This is a genomic window from Homoserinibacter sp. GY 40078, assembly GCF_008017545.1.
Taxonomy (GTDB): domain Bacteria; phylum Actinomycetota; class Actinomycetes; order Actinomycetales; family Microbacteriaceae; genus Homoserinibacter.
Genome location: NZ_VRTZ01000003.1, coordinates 100,258 through 118,139, shown reverse-complemented (window position 1 = coordinate 118,139; position 17,882 = coordinate 100,258). Strand labels below are relative to the sequence as shown.

General features: G+C 68.6%; 14 protein-coding genes. 3 read left to right on the top strand and 11 right to left on the bottom strand.

The window, feature by feature from the left end:
• Positions 1-4: 4 nt before the first annotated feature.
• From FVQ89_RS13820 to otsA, 7 genes are all read right to left on the bottom strand, one after another.
• Positions 5-1,963 (bottom strand): DUF4214 domain-containing protein, encoded by a 1,959-nt coding sequence (locus tag FVQ89_RS13820; protein ID WP_147902574.1) that lies wholly within the window; start codon positions 1,961-1,963, stop codon positions 5-7.
• 179 nt (positions 1,964-2,142) lie between these two features.
• A complete protein-coding gene (ilvC, locus tag FVQ89_RS13815; protein ID WP_147902573.1) occupies positions 2,143-3,168 on the bottom strand; it encodes a ketol-acid reductoisomerase in 1,026 nt (341 codons plus the stop codon).
• A gap of 28 nt (positions 3,169-3,196) precedes the next feature.
• Positions 3,197-3,706, bottom strand: coding sequence for an acetolactate synthase small subunit (gene ilvN / locus FVQ89_RS13810; RefSeq protein ID WP_147902572.1), 510 nt, complete (start codon positions 3,704-3,706; stop codon positions 3,197-3,199).
• A 4-nt stretch (positions 3,707-3,710) separates the two neighbouring features.
• Positions 3,711-5,525, bottom strand: a complete 1,815-nt coding sequence (locus FVQ89_RS13805; protein WP_147902571.1) for an acetolactate synthase large subunit — start codon at positions 5,523-5,525, stop codon at positions 3,711-3,713.
• Positions 5,526-5,583: 58 nt separating this feature from the next.
• A complete protein-coding gene (gene ilvD, locus FVQ89_RS13800) occupies positions 5,584-7,308 on the bottom strand; it encodes a dihydroxy-acid dehydratase (protein WP_147902570.1) in 1,725 nt (574 codons plus the stop codon).
• A 200-nt stretch (positions 7,309-7,508) separates the two neighbouring features.
• Positions 7,509-8,300, bottom strand: a complete 792-nt coding sequence (gene otsB / locus FVQ89_RS13795) for a trehalose-phosphatase (RefSeq protein ID WP_255513632.1) — start codon at positions 8,298-8,300, stop codon at positions 7,509-7,511.
• Positions 8,297-9,778, bottom strand: a complete 1,482-nt coding sequence (otsA, locus tag FVQ89_RS13790; RefSeq protein WP_187265051.1) for an alpha,alpha-trehalose-phosphate synthase (UDP-forming) — start codon at positions 9,776-9,778, stop codon at positions 8,297-8,299. The genes otsB and otsA overlap by 4 nt, the downstream gene beginning before the upstream one ends.
• Before the next feature lie 121 nt (positions 9,779-9,899).
• Here otsA and FVQ89_RS13785 point away from each other — a divergent pair, with 121 nt between their 5' ends.
• Positions 9,900-10,784 carry a sugar phosphate isomerase/epimerase gene (locus FVQ89_RS13785; RefSeq protein WP_147902568.1) on the top strand — a complete coding sequence of 295 codons (885 nt, stop codon included), beginning with the start codon at positions 9,900-9,902 and terminating at the stop codon, positions 10,782-10,784.
• A gap of 95 nt (positions 10,785-10,879) precedes the next feature.
• On the opposite strand, the gene FVQ89_RS13780 is transcribed toward FVQ89_RS13785, so the two are convergent.
• The 3 genes from FVQ89_RS13780 to FVQ89_RS13770 are packed head-to-tail and all read right to left on the bottom strand — an operon-like array spanning position 10,880 to position 16,362.
• Positions 10,880-12,844: a YhgE/Pip family protein gene (locus FVQ89_RS13780; RefSeq protein ID WP_147902567.1), complete on the bottom strand. Its 1,965-nt coding sequence runs from the start codon at positions 12,842-12,844 to the stop codon at positions 10,880-10,882.
• Positions 12,841-15,804 (bottom strand): MMPL family transporter, encoded by a 2,964-nt coding sequence (locus FVQ89_RS13775; RefSeq protein ID WP_147902566.1) that lies wholly within the window; start codon positions 15,802-15,804, stop codon positions 12,841-12,843. The genes FVQ89_RS13780 and FVQ89_RS13775 overlap by 4 nt, the downstream gene beginning before the upstream one ends.
• A gap of 9 nt (positions 15,805-15,813) precedes the next feature.
• Complete coding sequence (locus tag FVQ89_RS13770) at positions 15,814-16,362, bottom strand: TetR/AcrR family transcriptional regulator (protein WP_147902565.1); 549 nt, start codon at positions 16,360-16,362, stop codon at positions 15,814-15,816.
• A gap of 140 nt (positions 16,363-16,502) precedes the next feature.
• On the opposite strand from FVQ89_RS13770, the gene FVQ89_RS13765 reads away from it, so the two are divergent.
• Both FVQ89_RS13765 and FVQ89_RS13760 read left to right on the top strand, forming a co-directional pair.
• Positions 16,503-16,691, top strand: coding sequence for a hypothetical protein (locus FVQ89_RS13765; RefSeq protein WP_147902564.1), 189 nt, complete (start codon positions 16,503-16,505; stop codon positions 16,689-16,691).
• The gene (locus tag FVQ89_RS13760) at positions 16,685-17,128 is read left to right on the top strand and encodes a hypothetical protein (RefSeq protein ID WP_147902563.1); all 444 of its coding nucleotides are present in this window, start codon (positions 16,685-16,687) and stop codon (positions 17,126-17,128) included. Before FVQ89_RS13765 ends, FVQ89_RS13760 begins: the two co-directional genes overlap by 7 nt.
• A 23-nt stretch (positions 17,129-17,151) precedes the next feature.
• On the opposite strand, the gene FVQ89_RS13755 is transcribed toward FVQ89_RS13760, so the two are convergent.
• Complete coding sequence (locus FVQ89_RS13755) at positions 17,152-17,880, bottom strand: FadR/GntR family transcriptional regulator (protein ID WP_255513631.1); 729 nt, start codon at positions 17,878-17,880, stop codon at positions 17,152-17,154.
• Positions 17,881-17,882 lie beyond the last annotated feature (2 nt).

Here is a 17,882-nt window from a genome sequence, read left to right as displayed (position 1 = left end):
CCCTCTAGTCGTACGCGTTGTACATCTCCGGGAACCGGCGGCCCGAGAGGTTGTAGTACTCCGAGCTCTGCGTCAGCGTGGCTCGGGTGGCCGTGTCACCGTGCTTCAGGATGAACTTCGTCCAGCTCTTCAGGCCTGTGGGGTCGGGCGTGCGGAGCAGGTAGTGGCGGTACATGTCTGCGACACGAGAGCGCGCCACCTCCGGTGCACCCCAGAGCGCCTTCACCACCGACGCGTTTCCCGACTTCAGCGCACGATTGGTCCACGCCGCGAGTCCGGCGCTATCGACCTTGCGCCCCAGAAGATCCCGGTAGAGCGCCATGACGAACGCGGCCTTCGAACTCGTCGCGGACGGGAATGCGAGGCGCGCCCTCGCTTCGTACTCCGCCGACGAGTAGAACTGCCGCTCGATGTCGTCGGTCGTGATGCGACCGCGCTGCATCTGCTTGAGCCAGTTGCTCCGGCCCGGCTTGTCGGCCTTTCGGCCCAGGATGTCCTGATAGGCGGCGTCGATCCGGATCAGCCGATACTCGTCGCTGTTCGCGAACGTCGGCACGATCTTCGTGTTCGGCGAGACCCAGAGCTTCAGATGCCAGTTGAGGATCTCGGTCCTGCCCGGCTTGCGGCCGAGGAAGTCTGTGTAGAGCGCGGTGAGATAGGTGTTGAGATCGGCGGGAAGCGCGATATCCGGTCCCTTGAGCGTGGCGACCGTGATGTCGCTGCCCTCTGCAATGGCGAACGACTTCCCCTTTCGGGTCTCCGAACGCGAGAGGTACTTCGTGTCGATCCGGTACGTTCCCGGCTGCAGATAGTTGAACGTGAACGCCCCCGCGGAGTCGACCTCGTCGACGCGGACCGCGGTGTACGTCGACGTGCCCGGGCTGCGATACAGCACGTTCACGACCAGCGGACCGTACGCCGCCAGCAGATCTCGATTACCGGTGACCTTTCCCCGCAATGTCGACGCGAGGTATGCGGTGAAATCGAGAGCGACGGCGGTTTGCGGAGCCACCTCGACGACGTCGCTGTGATAGAGGTCGCTCGTCGTCCCCTGTACCTGCGCGTATACGCCCATCGAGGTGAACACCCTATAGCGCCCGGGGGTCGTCGACCGGAAGACGAAAGCGCCGTCGGCATCTGTGTCCACCTGGCGCTCTTCGCCGGTTCCTCCGTTGGGGCGCTCGTTGGCGTACACCGTGATTCCGGAGACGGGGGCACCCGAGCTGTCGCGGACGACACCGCTGATCACGGAACCGTCACCGACGATGGTGTCCAGATCCGTCCGATCGCCCGAGAACTGAAGCCGTACCGCGCTCTTCGAGAAGCGGGACCCGGTGTTTTCCGCGCCGGCGTAGTACCAGACCGGATAGCTCGGATCATCGACCACCTCGAAGTTGAGGTACCCCTGGGTCAGAGACGTGGCCCGATCGAAGAGGTACCTGCCCGAGGCGTCCGTGTAGGTCGTCGCCCTCGGGGTCGAGCCGGCGCTCGATGAAAGGGTGACCCGCACCTGGCCCTCGGTCGCGGGAGTACGATCCAGACCCACCAGCACCGAGCCCCCCAGGCGGTGCGCGACGGGGATCGTGATCTGACGCTCGGTCCCACTCGGCCAGTACGTGGTGGATGGCGCATATGTCCGCATGAACGAGTCGTCGCCGAGGTAGTCAAAGCTCAGGACGTAGACCGTGTCGCCCTCGAGGTCGCCGAACTCGAACCGCCCCTCCTCGTCGGTCAGCACGGAACTCGCGGACTCTGCCGCGTCCCGTTCGCGGATGCTGACCTTCACGTCACCCGCACCGGCGTAGGCGGACGCGACTCCGAGCCCGACGCGTCCCTTGAGGTGCTGCGTGGGATCAGCGTGGGCGGCAGCCGGCTGGAGCAACGTGGCCATGAGCATCGCAGCCAGGGCGATCACTCCTGCGCGCACAGCCGAGCGGGGTGCGCGAATGCGCGCAGACGTCATGGTGGTCCTCCGGGTCGGGTATGAGGAAGTCGATACTTCGTCAGCTCCCGTTGAGGCTAGCACGCGATGTCAGGCGGGATGTTCGGGGCCCACCCACGGACACCCGAAACGACAGATGGACACCCGCGCGCGGGTGTCCATCTGCCCATAGCCATGTCTATGGCGCCAAGAGCGACCGGTTAGCGGGCGGCGGAGCCCTCGGTGTAGTCGGCGTCCGTCTGCTTCCACGAGAACAGGGCGCGCAGCTCCTTGCCGGTCTTCTCGATCGGGTGCTGCGCCTCCTTCTCACGGAGAGCGTGGAACTCGGGGGCGCCGGCGTCCTGGTCGTCGATGAAGCGCTTCGCGAAGGCACCCGACTGGATGTCGGCGAGCACGCCCTTCATGTTCTCCTTGACGCTCGGGTCGATCACGCGGGGGCCGGAGACGTAGTCGCCGTACTCCGCCGTGTCGGAGATCGACCAGCGCTGCTTGGCGATGCCGCCCTCCCACATGAGGTCGACGATGAGCTTCAGCTCGTGCAGCACCTCGAAGTAGGCGATCTCCGGCTGGTAGCCGGCCTCGGTGAGGGTCTCGAAACCGTACTGGACGAGGTGCGACATGCCACCGCAGAGCACCGACTGCTCACCGAACAGGTCGGTCTCGGTCTCCTCGGTGAAGGTCGTCTTGATGACGCCGGCGCGCGTGCCGCCGATCGCCTTCGCGTACGAGAGCGCGGTGTCCCACGCGGAACCCGAGGTGTCCTTCTCGACGGCGATGATGTCCGGGATGCCTCGGCCCGCGACGTACTCGCGGCGCACCGTGTGCCCCGGTGCCTTCGGCGCGACGAGGATCACGTCCACGCCCTCGGGCGCCTCGATGTAGCCGAAGCGGATGTTGAACCCGTGCGCGAACGCGAGGGTCTTGCCGGCGGCCAGGTTCGGCTGGATCTCGTCGCTGTAGATCGAGCGCTGGTGCTGGTCGGGCGCGAGGATCATGATGAGGTCGGCCCACGCGGTGGCGTCGGCGACCGACTTCACCTCGAATCCGTCCTCCTGCGCCTTCGGGGCCGACTTCGAGCCGTCCTTCAGCGCGATGACGACCTCGACGCCCGAGTCGCGCAGGTTCTGCGCGTGAGCGTGGCCCTGCGAGCCGTAGCCCACGATGGCGACCTTCTTGCCCTGGATGATCGAGAGGTCGGCGTCCTGGTCGTAATAGATCTCAGCCAATGTTCGTTTCCTTCGTTGTGTTGGGGTTCTAGTTCTTGTAGACGCGCTCGGTGATGCTCTTGCCGCCGCGGCCGATCGCGAGGAGCCCGGACTGGGCGATCTCGCGGATGCCGTACGGCTCGAGCACGCGCAGCAGCGCCTGCACCTTGCCGGAGTCGCCGGTGACCTCGATGACGAGCGCATCCGGCGCCACGTCCACCACGCGGGCGCGGAACAGGTTCACCGCCTCGAGGATCTGGCTGCGCGTCGTGTTGTCGACCCGCACCTTGATCAGCAGATGCTCACGCTGCACCGACTGGGCCGGATCGAGTTCCACGATCTTGATCACGTTGACGAGCTTGTTCAGCTGCTTCGTCACCTGCTCGAGCGGCAGGTCCTCCACATCGACGACGACCGTGATGCGGCTGAGGCCGTCGATCTCGGTCGGACCCACCGCGAGCGAGTTGATGTTGAAGCCGCGGCGGGCGAACAGTCCCGCCACGCGGGTCAGCAGGCCGGGCTTGTCCTCCACGAGGAGAGAGAGCACATGGTGCGACATCGTCTTACTCCTCTTCCCAGGCGGGCGCGTGGTCGCGGGCGTACTGCACCTGCGAGTTGCCGACACCCTGCGGCACCATCGGCCACACCATCGCGTCGCGGCTGACGACGAAGTCGATCACCACGGGGCGGTCGTTGGTCTCGATCGCGAGCTTGATCGCGGCGTCGATCTCCTCCTTCTTCGTGACGCGGATGCCGAGGGCGCCATACGCCTCGGCGAGCTTCACGAAGTCGGGCACCATGCGGGTGACGTTCTGCCCGTCGAGGTGGCCCGTGTTGAGGTCGGTGAACGAGTGGCGTCCGTCGTAGAAGAGCGTCTGCCACTGGCGGACCATGCCGAGCGAGGAGTTGTTGATGATCGCGACCTTGATCGGGATGTCGTTGATCGTGCAGGTGGCGAGCTCCTGATTGGTCATCTGGAAGCATCCGTCGCCGTCGATCGCCCACACGAGCCGCTCCGGCTGGGCGACCTTCGCACCCATCGCCGCGGGCACCGCATAGCCCATCGTGCCTGCACCGCCCGAGTTCAGCCAGGCATGCGGCCGCTCGTAGCTCACGAACTGCGCCGCCCACATCTGGTGCTGCCCGACGCCCGCGGCGTACACGGCATCCGGACCAGAAAGCTGACCGATGCGCTCGATCACGTGCTGCGGAGAGAGCAGGCCGTCCTCGGGCTCCGTGTAGCCGAGCGGATAGTTCACCCGCAGCTGCTCGAGGCGCGTCCACCACTCGGCGATGTCCGGGGTGAGCGCCTGCTGCTCGAACGCGTCGATGATGTCGGCGATCACGTCGCGCGCGTCGCCCACGATCGGCACGTCGGCGTGACGGATCTTGCCGATCTCAGCGGGGTCGATGTCGACGTGCACGACCTTGGCGTGGGGTGCGAAGTCGGCCACCTTGCCCGTGACGCGGTCGTCGAAGCGCGCACCGAGCGACACGATGAGGTCGGATTCCTGCAGCGCGAGCACCGCGGGAACGGAGCCATGCATGCCCGGCATCCCCAGGTGCTGGCGGTGCGAATCCGGGAACGCGCCGCGCGCCATGAGGGTCGTCACGACGGGAGCGCCGGTGAGCTCCGCGAGCTTCAGCAGCTCGGCAGACGCCTCCGCGCGCACCACGCCGCCACCCACGTAGAGAACGGGGCGCTGGGCGGTTGCGAGCAGTTCGGCCGCCGCCAGGATCTGCTTGCCGTGCGCCTTCGTGACCGGACGGTACCCGGGCAGCTCGACCTTCGGCGGCCAGATGAACGGAGCGGAGTTCTGCTGCGCGTCCTTCGTGATGTCGACGAGCACCGGCCCCGGGCGTCCGGTCGTGGCGATGTGGTACGCCGCCGCGATCGTCGCGGGCACCTGCGCCGGATCCGTGATGAGGAACGAGTGCTTCGTGATCGGCATCGTGATGCCGGTGATGTCGACCTCCTGGAAGGCGTCCGAACCCATGAGGGTCGAGAACACCTGGCCGGTGATCGCGAGGAGCGGCACCGAGTCCATGTAGGCGTCGGCGATGGCCGTGACGAGGTTGGTCGCGCCCGGGCCGGAGGTGGCGATGCAGACGCCGATCTTGCCGGACGCGGAGGCGTACCCCTCGGCCGCATGGCCGGCACCCTGCTCGTGGCGAACGAGGATGTGGCGGATGCTCGTCTGCGCCATCAGCTCGTCGTAGAACGGCATGATGGCGCCACCGGGCAGACCGAACACATCGGTGACGCCCAGCTTCTCGAGGCTGGCGAGCACCTGACCGGAGCCGGTGAGGATGGGAGGGGAGTCGCGTTTCGCCGGCGCGGGGGCCGGAGCGGGTGCGGGTGCGGGATCCGCAGTCATGGATGAGTCCTTCGATGCGTAGATGAGTCCGGTACCGGCGGTGAGCCGGGCCGCGAGATCATCCCGTGACGGCACCCTCTGCAGCGGAGTGCACGAGACGGGAGTACTTCGCGAGTACGCCACGGGTATAGCGCGGAGGAAGCGGCGCCCAGCCTTCGCGGCGGGCTGCCAGCTCGGTCGGATCGACGAGTAGGTCGATCGACCGGGCTGCGATATCGACCCGTATCAGATCACCATCACGAACGAAGGCGATGGGACCTGAGTCCACCGCTTCGGGAGCGATGTGGCCGATGCACAGGCCGGTTGTGCCGCCTGAGAATCGTCCGTCGGTCAATAGTAGGACATCTTTGCCGAGGCCCGCGCCCTTGATCGCCGCGGTGATCGCGAGCATCTCGCGCATCCCCGGTCCACCCTTGGGGCCTTCGTAGCGGATCACGACCACGTCGCCGTGCTTGATCTGGCCCTCGGTGAGCGCGTCCATGGCGGCGCGCTCGCGGTCGAAGACCCGCGCGGGGCCCTCGAACACGGCGGCGTCGAATCCGGCCGTCTTCACCACGGCGCCCTCGGGCGCGAGCGAGCCGTGCAGGATCGTGAGCCCGCCGGTCTCGTGGATCGGGTTGTCGAGCGTGCGCAGCACCTCGCCGTCGAGCGGCGGGATCGGGCCGATGTCGGCGAGGTTCTCGGCGAGGGTCTTGCCGGTGACGGTGAGTGCGTCGCCGTGCATGAGGCCCGCGTCGAGCAGCGCCTTCATGAGCACCGGCAGGCCGCCGCGACGGTCGACGTCGTTCATGACGTAGCGGCCGAAGGGCTTCAGGTCGCCAATGTGCGGCACCTTCGATCCGATGCGGTTGAAGTCGTCGAGGGTGAGCTCGACCTCCGCCTCGTGTGCGATCGCGAGCAGGTGCAGGACGATGTTGGTCGAGCCACCGAGCGCCATGCCTACGGCGATCGCGTTCTCGAACGCCTTCTTCGTGAGGATCTGGCGCGCAGTGATGCCCTTGCGCAGCAGCTCGACGACCGCCTCGCCCGAACGGTGGGCGTAGTAGTCGCGGCGGCGGTCGTAGCTCGGCGGGCTCGCGGATCCGGGGATCGAGAGCCCGAGTGCCTCGGCCACGGATGCCATCGTGTTCGCGGTGTACATGCCTCCGCAGGCACCTTCGCCCGGCGCGAAGGCGCACTCGATCGCGTGCGCATCCGCCTCAGACATGATTCCGGCCTTCACCGCGCCGACCGCCTCGAAGGAATCGATGATGGTGATGTCCTTCTCGGTGCCGTCCGAGAGGCGCACCCACCCGGGCGCGATCGATCCGGCGTAGAGGAACACGGATGCGAGATCGAGTCGGGCCGCGGCCATGAGCATGCCCGGGATCGACTTGTCGCATCCGGCGAGCAGGACCGAGCCGTCGAGGCGCTCGGCCTGCATGACGGTCTCGACGGAGTCGGCGATCACCTCGCGGGAGACGAGGGAGAAGTGCATCCCCTCGTGGCCCATCGAGATGCCGTCGGAGACGGAGACGGTGCCGAACTGGAGCGGGTATCCGCCGCCCGCGTGGACGCCCTCCTTCGCGGCCTGTGCGAGGCGCGCGAGGCTGAGGTTGCAGGGGGTGATCTCGTTCCACGAGCTCGCGATGCCGATCTGCGACTTGTTCCAGTCGGCGTCGCCCATACCGACTGCGCGGAGCATGCCGCGGGACGTCGTCGCCTCGATGCCGTCGGTGACGGTTCGGGAGCGGGGCTTGTGGTCGGCGGGCGCGGTCGTACCCGGGAAGTCGCTATCCGGCATGAGATCGAGGTTACTCCCGCCCGTATGCCCGCGCTGACCTCCCCTGTTCCCCTGAGGGGACGCAAACTGCGCGAGACACGCCGCCGTTCGGGCGGTTTGCGACCCCTCAGGCAGGAGGGGACGCAAAGTGCCCGGGACACGCCGCCATTCGAGCAGTTTGCGACCCCTCAGGAACGGGGAAGGGCGCGCGGAGCGCGCGGCTACTGCTCGTGGACGTCGCCCTCGCGGAAGGTCGCGAGAGTGGAGAGCACGTGGGCGATCTCGGCAGGGCCCGCGACACGGTGGTCGGCGAGGGTCGCGCCGGGGCCGGACTTCACGCCCACGTCGTGCGCGCCGAGCGCATCGAAGGCGTCCTCGTCGGTCACGTCATCGCCGGCGTAGAAGACGGCATCCGCCGAGGTGTAACGCCGCAGATGCTCGACCGCCTCGCCCTTCGTGGTCGAGCGCACCGCGAATTCGAGCACGTTCTTGCCCTGCCGGATGGTGAGGTCATCCACCTCCGCCTGCGCCTCGCTGAGGGCCACGAGGTGCGCGTGTCGGGAGTCCTCCTCGGTCGCAAGCCGCGTGTGCAGGGCGAACCCGGCGGGCTTCGACTCGAGCCAGACGTCGTCGATCGAGTCGGCGACCTGACTCAGCACCTCGTGCAGCACATCCACCCGCTCCAGCTCGGACGAGTCGAGCGCCACGTGCGCATCCGGGTCGTCGAGCCGCAACTCGATCCCATGAGACCCCACGAGCAGCGTGTTGTCGGGCAGGTCGGAGACCTCGATGAGGGATCCGATCGCCCGCCCGCTGACGAGCGCCACGCGCGTGTTGGGGAGCTCCAGCAGGCGGAGCACCGCCTCCCGCGCCTCGGGCAGCGCACGCGCGTGCTCCGGCGAGTCGACCTCGGGTGCGAGGGTTCCGTCGAAGTCCAGGGCGACGAGCAGACGTCGCACTCGGGCAAGTTCACGCAGCGCTCCGACGAGCGCTTCGGGCAGCGGTTCGGTCAAGGGCTTGGTTTCTCGATGGTCCATTCGGTCTCGGGTGCGAGGTCCGATCCACCCCAGGATGCCGACCCCTTCACTTCGCGCAGGGTCGAGAGGAAGGAGTTCGACCAGTGCGTCACGTCGTTCTCGGAGACGCGGCGGCGCAGCATCCGCATGCGCTTGCGCCGTTCCACACGCGGCATCGCGATGGCCCGCAGGATGGTGTCCTTCAGCCCGTCGATGTCGTGCGGGTTGACGAGCAAGGCGGCTCGGAGCTCGTCGGATGCGCCCGCGAACTCGGAGAGGATCAGCACGCCGTCCTCGTCGCCACGCGCCGCGACGTATTCCTTCGCGACCAGGTTCATACCGTCGCGGAGAGCCGTGACCAGCATCACATCGGCGGCGAGGTAGAAGGCGGCCATCTCCTCCCGGGGGAACCCGTGATGCAGATAGCTCACCGCCTGGTGACTGATCGTTCCGTAGTCGCCGTTGATGCGCCCGACGGTCAACTCGATCTCGTCGCGCAGCTGCCGATAGCTTTCGACCCGCTCACGCGACGGCGTGGCGACCTGCACGAGCGTGATGTCTTCCACCGAGAGGCGCCCCTCGGCGAGCAGCTCGCCGAATGCCTTCAGCCGGTGACCGATGCCCTTCGTGTAGTCGAGGCGGTCGACACCCAGCATGATCGTCTTCGGGTTACCGAGATCGGCGCGGATCTGCGCGGCGCGCTCCTGGACCTCGGGACGGGCGGCGAGCTCCTGGAAGCCGGTCACGTCGATCGAGATGGGGAACGCGCGCGCGATCACCCGGCGGGCCGGCTGATCGTCGGTGCCGGGCACGTCGATGTAGGGCGTCTTGGTCGAGTAGCCCCGGAGGCGGCGCACCGCACGCGAGAAGTTGCCGGCGTCGGCCACCCGCTGGAAGCCGACGACATCCGCTCCGAGCAGGCCGTCGATGATCTGCCCGCGCCACGGGAGCTGCGAGAAGATCCCGTAGGCCGGGAACGGGATGTGGTTGAAGAACCCGATCACGAGGTCGGGACGCAGCTCGCGCAGCATCGCTGGGACGAGCTGCAACTGGTAGTCCTGCACCCAGACGGTGGCGCCGGGAGCGCTGGACGCCGCGGTCGCCTCGGCGAACCGGCGATTGACCTGCACGTAGCGCTCCCACCAGATGCGGTGGTAGCTGGGCTGCGCGATGACGTCGTGGTACAGCGGCCAGAGCGTGTCGTTGCTGAAGCCCTCGTAGTACATCTCGAGGTCCGACTCGCTGAGCTTGACCGGAACGATCCGGATGCCGCCCTCGTCGAAGGGTTCCAACTCGAGGTCGGCCTGGCCCGCCCATCCGACCCAGGCGCCGTCGGCGGCGCGCATAACGGGTTCCAGCGCCGTGACGAGGCCCCCCGGCGACTGCTTCCAACTTGCGGTGCCGGATTCGTCGATCACACGATCGACCGGGAGACGATTGGACACGACGACGAAGCTGTATAGCTCGTCAGTCATCCCTCAACGCTACCTGATCCCGCGGACCCGGCCCGCAGCCGACCGTGCTCCAGCTGGCGACCGCATTGGTGTTCGCTGTGACTTCATGCGCTCGACACATCCGGGTGGATACCGTGTGTAGATGATCTCCGTCGGGATGAGCACCACGTGCGTGTATCCGTTCGCGGTGGAGCACGCGTTCCGGATCGCACGGCTGGCCGGGTTCGACTCCATGGAGATCATGGTCACCAACGACCCGGTGACCCAGGACGCCGCGAAGCTGAGTGAGATCAGCGACCGGTACGAGCTGCCGATCACGGCGATCCACGCGCCCGTTCTTCTCTTGACGACCTTCGTGTGGGGGCGCGACCCGAAGGTGAAGCTCGAGAAGTCGGGCGAGCTGGCGGCCGCCGTGGGCTCTGACACCGTCGTGGTGCATCCGCCGTTCCGCTGGCAGTCGGGATACGCGCAGAACTTCGAGCGGATCGTGCGCGAGACGGCCGCGAACACCGGCGTGAAGATCGCGGTGGAGAACATGTTCCCGTGGACGGTGCGCGGCCGCAGCATGAAGGCCTACGCGCCGAGCCCCGACCCGCTCGACCTCGACGTCGACCACATGACGCTCGACTTCTCGCACGCCTCGCTTTCGGGGCGCGACAGCCTCGAGATGGCGATGGCGATGGGCTCGAAGCTCACCCACATCCACCTCTGCGACGGCGCCACCTCTGCGGCGGACGGCGCGATCCTCGACGAGCACCTGCTGCCCGGCGAGGGCACGCAACCGGTCGCCGAGACGCTGCAGTTCCTCGCCCAGAGCGGATGGGACGGCAACATCGTCGCCGAAGTGAACGTGCGGCAGGAGATGGACGAGCAGTACCGGCTCGACAAGCTCGTGCAGACCGTCGCGTTCGCGCGTGAGCACCTGAGCCAGGAGCACGCCACCCGCGAGCCGCTCGCCGTGGGCAGCGACCTGCCGCTCAAGATCCGGCAGGCCCGTCGCCACGAGAAGAAGAGCGCGAAGGGCTAGAGCCCGCCCGCTTCCCCGTGAGAGTACGCACTTCTGCGTGCTCTCGCCCGTGAGAGTACGCAGAGGTGCGTACTCTCACGGGGCAGGGGGCCGCGTCAGGCGGCCGTCGCGGGGAGCAGGAGCCCGAGGGCGTTCGCGCGGCGGGTGCGTCGGATCGCGAGGCGCGCGATCAGCACGCTCGCGAGACCGAAGACGGCCAGCGCGAAGACGGAGCCGATGGCGACTCCCACCTCGCCGCCCGCGACGATCTGCTGGAGGCCGGTCGTCGCCCAGCCGAGCGGCATGAACGATCCGAGCCAGCTGAACGGGCCCGCGAGCGCCTGACTCGGGACGATGGCGCCGACCGTCGCGATCTGCAGCGACAGCAGCAGCAGCGACACCACGAGCCCGACCCGACCGAAGACGATTGTGAGCAGCTGGTGGAATGCGGTGAAGGCGGCAGCGGCCACGAGCGAGAAGCCGAGCGTCGCCGGGAGCAGCGCCCAGTCGACTCCCGCCACGAGGTGGAGCAGAGCGACGAGCAGGATCGCCTGGACCGCGGCCACCAGGCCTGCGCGCAGGAGCGCGGACCCGAGCACACGGCTCGAGCGCGCCGTGGTCGCGAGCACCCGGCGGCTGAGCGCCGGCACGACCAGCATGATCGCGAAGGCGCCGATCCAGAGCCCGAGAGGCACGAGATAGGTACCGAGGATCTGCCCGATCTGCGTGACCGCGTTCGCGGTCGCGACGTCGAGGCCGACCGGGTCGGACGCGACCGCGGCCGACTCGTCGGTGGTCACCTCTTCAGCGCTCGCCAGCTGATCGGATCCCTCGTTGAGACCCGATGCGAGGCTGTCGGCTCCATCGGCGAGCTGCTCGATCCCGGAAGCGAGGCCGGATGCGCCCGTCGCGAGACCTTCGATGCCGTCCGCGAGGCTGTTCGCGCCCGAGGCGAGCTGGCCGACGCCATCGGCGAGGCCATCGGCACCCGTCGCGAGCGAGGATCCGCCCGAGGCGAGCTTCGAGGCACCCGCCGCGCTCTGCGCGATGCCCGACTGCAGCTCGCCGAGACCGGCGGCACCCTCCCCAAGCTTGGTGCCGCGAGCGGCCGTCAGCTCAAGCTGGTCGCCGAGGTTCTGCAGGGTCGCCTCCGCGATGGCGCGGTCCCCCGCGCTTGCGCCCGGGTCCGCGAGCACGTCGAGGTTCTGCTGGATGAGCCCCGCGAGAGTCGAGACGCCCTTGGTGTACGACTCCACGCCCGTACCGAGGTCGCCGAGGTCCTTGGTCTCATTCGCGAGCGTGTTGAGGCCCGCGGCAAGCGACGAGACGCCCGAGGTGTAGTCCCCGACTCCATCCGCGAAGTCCGAGGCGCCCGAGGCCGCCGAGCCGACTCCATCCGCGTAGGTCGCGGCCCCCGATGCAGCCTGTGCCGCGCCGTCGGCGTACTGCTCCGCGCCGTCCGCGGCCGATGCCGCCCCGTCCGCGAGCTGCGAGGCGCCGTCCGCCGCCTGGCTGAACGCGTCGCCGATCTCACCGATCTGCGCGTAGATCCCCGTGAGGTACTGCTTCGTGAGGTCGGCGCCGAAGGCGCGCACCATGCCGTCGCCGAGCGACTGCGCGACCGTGCCCGCGAGGTACGAGTGGGCGTCGTCGGTGTCGAGCGTCAGTTCCGCCTGCGTCGGCGAGTCCGTCGAGAGGGAGACCACCGATTCCGAGAAGTCGGAGGGGATCGTGAGCACCGCATACACCTCGCCGTCGGCGAGCGCGGCGGCGGCACCGTCGGCGTTGTAGAGCTGCCAGTCGAGCCCGGGCGAGTCGTCGCCGGTCAGCTCGGTGACGAGCAGTCGGCCGGCGAGCACCTTGGTCTCGGTGCCGTCGTCGGCGGTCTGGGTGACCATCTCGTCCTCGTTCACGATCGCCGCGGGGATGCGGTCGATGCCGGCCTCGGTGTCGGCGAGCGCGGCCATGCTGAGGCCCGCGAGCGACAGCGGCACCACCGTGGCGGCGATCACCGCGAGGATGCGCACCCACCGGCGGCGCGCGATGGGCACGGCCGGCGTCGTGGGGGTGGCGAGGTTCATCGGGAGACTCCTTCGAGGAAGGCTGCGGGCAGATGACGGGTGACGGGTCGGCTGAGCACGGGCGCTGCCACGTGCTCGGCGTCACCGACGCCGACGACGACGGTCGTGGTGGCGGGGGCGAGGCGATCGATCGCGATGAGGAACGTCGCGCCTCCGTCGGAACCGGGTAGCGGGGCGACGGAGTCGACCACGACCACCGGGGTGCGCTCGCTCAACGCGACGGCGACGGTCGCGATGGCCCGCTCGACGGGAGGCAGCGATGCGAGCGTGGTTCCCCATCCGATCGGAACCGCGGAGCCCGATGCGGCCACCGCGTCGTGGATGCGCGCGAGCCAAGCCCGTGCGCGCCGATCGGCGGAGAACACGCGGTACCAGTGCCCCGTGTAGCGCAGCCGTTCGGTCAGCAGATCGCCGAGCGGCACATCCGCTTCGCGGACCGCGTCGCCGAACTCCGCGAAGGAGACCGCCCCGGCGACCTCTGCGGTCTCACTCGGGAGCGGGCGACCGGCGACCTGCGCTCGCCCCGCGACGGCGGGGAGTCGGCCGGCGACCGTCGCCGCGAGGAGGCGGCGGCGCGCCGGATCTCCCCCGACGAGCGCGATGGCACCCACCGGGATCGAACCGTCGTACGGTCCGACCTGGATCCCGTCGGCACCTCCGACGAGCCCCTGGAGCGTGATCGCGTCGCCCGCCTCGACACGTGAGCGCGCCCACGCGAGGTCGTCGAGGTGAGCACGGAGACCCTCGCCTTCGACGTCGACGTTGGGGAGCAGCCGGTCGAGCCAGCGGGGCAGGTACCACGCTCGGTCTCCGAAGAGCGCCATCACGGCGGGGACGAGTGTCATGCGCACGAGGAAGGCGTCGATCGCGACACCGACGGCGAGGCCCAGCGCGATCACTTTGATCATCGCGGCACCCTCCGGCACGAACGCGGCGAAGACGAAGAACATGATGAGCGCCGCGGCGGTGACGACCCGGGCGGCGCCGGAGAAGCCGCGCGTGATCGCCTGGCGCGCGGTCGCGCCGTGCACGTGCGCCTCACGCATGCCGGAGACGAGGAACACCTCGTAGTCCATCGCGAGACCGAAGAGGATCGCCATGAGCAGGATCGGCATGAAGCTGAGGATCGGCCCGGGCACGGCGTTGAAGAGCTCAGCACCCCAGCCCCACTGGAACACGGCCACGACGATGCCGAACGATGCCAGCACCGACAGCAGGTACCCGAGCGCGGCCTTGATCGGCACGACGATGGAGCGGAACACCATCATGAGCAGCACGATCGAGAGGCCGACGACCACGATCCCGAACGGGATCAGGGCGTTGTTGAGCTGACTCGACACGTCGATCGCGACGGCGGTCGACCCGGTCACGGCGATCGCCGTCCCGTACTTCGCCTCGATCGAGGGGCCGAGATCGCGGATGTGCTGCACGAGCGCGGTCGTCTCGGGATCCGCAGGGCCCGTCTCGGGGATCACCTGGATGATCGCGGTGTCGACGGTGGCGTTGGGCGTCGGCGTTCCGACGGATTCGACGCCGTCGATGTCCGAGAGCTGGTCGGCGATCGCGTCGAGGTCGTCGAGCACGTCGGTGGTCTGGGTGATGTCGACCATGACGACGAGAGGGCCATTGCGTCCGGGGCCGAACGCATCCGCGATGAGGTCGTAGGCGCGACGAGAGGTCTCCTCCTCGGAGAGCGAGCCCCCGTCGGGGAGCGCGAGCGCGAGTTGGGTTGCGGGGACTGCGGCCACGCCGAGGAGCGCCACGACCCCGAGGATGAAGACGATCGGGGCCTTCAGCACGAGGCCGACCCACCGCTCGCCGAGTGTGGGGCGTCGACGCGGCTCGGTCGGGGTGGACTCGGAGCCGGGCTGCTGCGAGGCGGCATCGTGCGACGAGGTGCCGTGCGCCGCGGAGTCGTCGGCGACACGGCGCGCAGCACGCGACCCCGGGCGGGGCGCGAGACGGCGCCCGAGGAGTCCCATGAACGCGGGGAGGAGCGTGAGCGCCGCGAGCATCGCGAGCAGCACGGCGAACGCCGCCGTCACACCCATGAGCCCGAGGAACGGGATGCCGACGATCAGCAGACCGAGCAGCGCGATCATCACCGTCACGGCCGCGAACACCACGGACCCGCCGGCGGTCGCGACGCTCGTCGCCGCCGAATCCTCGGGATCCGCGCCGTTGGCGAGCTGGGTTCTGTGGCGCGACAGGATGAAGAGCGCGTAGTCGATGCCGACCGCAAGGCCGATCATGAGCGCGAGCATCGGCGTGGCGGTCGAGAGGGTCGTGAAGGCCGAGAGGGCGAGCACGCCACCCATCGAGATCCCGAGGGCGATGAGTGCGGACAGGAGCGGCAGCCCGGCCGCGACGAGAGAGCCGAACGTCACGAGCAGGACGACCGCGGCGAAGAGCACCCCGAGCACCTCGATGATCGTGATGCCGAACGTGACGTGCTGGAAGACCTGTCCGCCGAACTCGACCTGCACCGTGTCGGACTCGATCTCGCGCCCGACCTTCTGCACCTCGTCGAGCGTCTCCGTGGTGACCTCCTCGGAGGCGCCCGTGAACTGCAGCTGCACGATCGCGGTCATGCCGTCGTCGCTTACGGCGTCGGTCGCGTACTCCGAGAACGGCGAGACGGCCTGCTCGACCCCGTCGACGTCGGTGAGCGCGTCGACGACGTCCTCGATCTCACTCGTCATCGCGTCGCTGTCGACGCGCTCGTCGGTCGAGTGCACGACCATCTGCGCGCTGGCACCGGCGGCCTGCGGGAACACGGCCGCGAGGCGATCGATGGCCTGCTGCGACTCTGTCCCGGGGATCTTGAAAGAGTCCTGCATCGTGCCGCCGAGTCCCACCCCCACGGCGACCGTGCCGGCTGCGATCAGCAGCCAGGCGATGAGCACGGGGATCGCACGCCGGTAGGCGAAGCGCCCGAGGCGGGAGAGGAGGATGGCCATGGGTCTCCTTCAGACGACGGCAGGGGCGAGGAGTTCGCCGAGGATGCGTACAAGTGAATCCCGCAGGACGCTCTCGTCAGGGGCGAGAGCTCCGGTGCGGGGGGTCTGGGCGAGCAGATAGGCGGCACCGCCGAGTGCGACCGCGGAACGGACGATGTCGTCGATGTCGCGTTCCGGTCGGTCCTCCGCGATGCGCCGGATCATGTCCTGCGCACGCACGACGATCGGCAGATCGGCGAGAGTGCCCGACTGGGTGATGAAGATCTGGGCGGCGAGCCGGTGGCGGATCAGCAGGTCGACGAACTCGACGAGGAACACGCGCTGCTCTTCGGGCGTGCGCGCTCGAGCCAGGGTGCCGGGCAGGAGGGTCGCGATCTCGTCGATGGCGGGACCGAGAGCCGCATCGAGCAGCGTCTCCTTGCTCGCGTAGTGATAGAGCACGCTCGCCTTCGAGACACCCGCGCGATCGGCGATCGCCTGGATCGTGGCGCCCAGGTAGCCGGAGGAGGCGAACTCCTCGAGCGCAGCCTGGCGCACTTCGGATGCGGTGGTCTGCATGCTCTCGAACGTAGCTGACCGATCGGTCAGGAACTGACCATCCGGTCAACCTGCGAGTGAATGCACAGCGAACACCCATCTTCCCGACACGGTTCCGTCATCCGCGGGTAGCGTGGTCGGAGGTCGAAGGAGGAAGTCGCGTGCGCAAATTCATTCTCAACTCGAGCGTCTTGAGCTCGGTGTTCGGCGCCGTGGGCGTGATCCAGGCCTCCCGGAAGGGTCCGCGAGACTGGCGCCTCATCCTGATGTGGGTGTCGTGGGCGTGCTCGGTGGCCATCGCGATCGGCACGGTCGTCCAGGAAACCAAGAACGACGAACTGGAGTGGTGATGATGCACGGTTTCGGATGGGGCTGGGGTTCCGGGTTCTTCCACATCCTCGGGGCGATCGCGACGGTGATCGGCACGATCGTCATCGCTACGGCGCTCGTCGGCGTCCTGGTGCTGCTCGTGCGATTCCTGCTCGTCGCGACCCGCGCGGCGCAGCTGTACATCGACGAGCACGGGGCTGGGCCGGCGACCCCGCCGAGCCGGCCGTTCGTCACTCCGCCCACGCCGCCGAGCCCCGAGACCCCCGCCGCGTCGTCGGACGAGGCGCCCGTGGCATCCGACGACTCGGAGGATGACGCCGCGGTCGACGAGGTTCCGGGCGAAGCGCCTCGCTCAGCCAGATCGCACGCGTCGTCGTCGGCGACGGGCCTCGGACCGGCCACGAAGGCTCGCAGGCCCACGAAGCCGCGTACTCCGAAGACGCCTCCGGCGAGCTGAGCGCATCGCTGCGCGCCCGAGGCTCAGGCCAAGAAGCCGCGTAGCAGAGTCGCCGAGCCGGCGAGGTGCTCGCGCATCGCCTCTTCGGCCCCCGCCGCGTTACCGGCGAGGATCGCGAGCACGACAGCCTCGTGCTGGCGATTGGAGTGCTCGATGTTCCGCGCGAGCAGGGGGAAGCTGTCGAGCAACTCGTTGATCCTCGTGCGGTTGTCGGCGATGAGCGCCACGAGCGATGGGACACCGGCGAGCTCGGCGATCGCGAGATGCAGCCGGGAGTCGAGCCGTCGATAGTCCGCCGTCGATGCGGCCTGAACCTCCGCGAGGCGCGTCCAGAGTTCCGCCCGTTGCGCAGCGCCGAGGTCGCGTTCGGCCGCGCGACGTGCGGCGGCCCCCTCGAGCACCTCACGGAGTCCGACCAGATCGTCGAGTTCCCCGGGCTCCGGCGGCGACGCGTCACCCGAATGGGGAAGCGGATCGACCACGAAGGTGCCGCCGTAGCGTCCCCTCTTGGCGGTCAGATAGCCGGCCTCCGACAGCTCTTTGATGGCCTCCCGCACCGTGTCGCGGCTGACGGAGAAGCGCGTCGCGAGTTCGCGTTCGGAGGGCAGAGCACCGCCCGGCGGAACGACCCCGAGCCGGATCGTCTGCATGAGACGCGAGACGGTGTCTTCGAGGGAGTTGCCCGAGCGCACCGGGCGGAAGACCAGGTCGTGGACGAGGGAACTGTCGCCGCTCGCCGTCGAGTCGCTCACAC

Bases quoted from the DNA above. Each gene is read 5' to 3' on its own strand.
- FVQ89_RS13820 (WP_147902574.1), bottom strand. From the start codon at position 1,963: ATGACGTCTGCGCGCATTCGCGCACCCCGCTCGGCTGTGCGCGCAGGA.
- ilvN (WP_147902572.1), bottom strand. From the start codon at position 3,706: ATGTCGCACCATGTGCTCTCTCTCCTCGTGGAGGACAAGCCCGGCCTG.
- FVQ89_RS13805 (WP_147902571.1), bottom strand. From the start codon at position 5,525: ATGACTGCGGATCCCGCACCCGCACCCGCTCCGGCCCCCGCGCCGGCG.
- ilvD (WP_147902570.1), bottom strand. From the start codon at position 7,308: ATGCCGGATAGCGACTTCCCGGGTACGACCGCGCCCGCCGACCACAAG.
- otsA (WP_187265051.1), bottom strand. From the start codon at position 9,778: ATGACTGACGAGCTATACAGCTTCGTCGTCGTGTCCAATCGTCTCCCG.
- FVQ89_RS13785 (WP_147902568.1), top strand. From the start codon at position 9,900: ATGATCTCCGTCGGGATGAGCACCACGTGCGTGTATCCGTTCGCGGTG.
- FVQ89_RS13780 (WP_147902567.1), bottom strand. From the start codon at position 12,844: ATGAACCTCGCCACCCCCACGACGCCGGCCGTGCCCATCGCGCGCCGC.
- FVQ89_RS13775 (WP_147902566.1), bottom strand. From the start codon at position 15,804: ATGGCCATCCTCCTCTCCCGCCTCGGGCGCTTCGCCTACCGGCGTGCG.
- FVQ89_RS13770 (WP_147902565.1), bottom strand. From the start codon at position 16,362: ATGCAGACCACCGCATCCGAAGTGCGCCAGGCTGCGCTCGAGGAGTTC.